Source organism: Streptococcus sp. GMD4S (genome assembly GCF_000296955.1).
This window is the reverse complement of the sequence record NZ_AJRE01000349.1, coordinates 1-729: the sequence shown is the minus strand read 5'-3', so window position 1 is coordinate 729 and position 729 is coordinate 1. Positions and strand designations below refer to the sequence as shown.

Here is a 729-nt window from a genome sequence, read left to right as displayed (position 1 = left end):
AGCTAGATTTTTGTTATTCAATTCCTTGGATAAATTTTTGGAAACGATAGGTGTCGAAATAAATATTGGATGCAACTAATTTATCAAATTCATCGAATTTCAGAAATTCTGCGACATCCAGTTCAAGTTCTTTTCCTTGAGGAGAATGTAGACGGTAGCGATTTAAAGCTGAGACTGCTCGACCATCAACAAGTAATTGCTTCACTTCAAGATGCTGGCTTAAAGCATAGAATTGGCCTGCGCCTTGCAAATAAACATCACGTCCTTGTCGAATTTCTATACTATCGCACATGCCATAATCAAAGTTTTCAGCTACGAAATCTTCCCAGCCTCCCTCATTTACTGCCGTAAAATAGCTTTCTGCAAGTGTTTTTGTATCCATTTGGAACCTCCTGTAAAATAATTGGGCTATGATGAATATCACGAAATATTTTGCCCACTTAAGAGTATACAAAAGGAAATATGACTACAGGTTGTCATATTGCTGAAGATTTTTTTTGAGAGTACTGACCAGTAGATTTTGTAAGTGACTTGGGGATACGACCTTTACTTGATAACCAAAACTTAATAGTAAATCAAAAAATGAAGGAGTTAAAGCTCTAAATGCCTGAACTTTTATTATTTCGTCCTCGACTCTGATTTCTTCTTCCGTGAAGTGATCGTAGATTTTTGGAAGTGCAAATCTTGTAAAAACTAGTTCGATTTCTTCTCTTTGCCCCTCCACTTTAT

The 729-nt window shown here is 36.1% G+C and carries 1 protein-coding gene and 1 pseudogene; both read right to left on the bottom strand.

Annotated elements, in window-relative coordinates; translation table 11 throughout:
• Positions 1–13: 13 nt before the first annotated feature.
• Entirely contained in the window at positions 14–382 is a 369-nt protein-coding gene (locus GMD4S_RS09835; RefSeq protein ID WP_002879744.1) for a hypothetical protein, read from the bottom strand.
• 84 nt (positions 383–466) lie between these two features.
• A pseudogene (locus GMD4S_RS13605) lies at positions 467–729 on the bottom strand (helix-turn-helix transcriptional regulator); the annotation flags it as partial.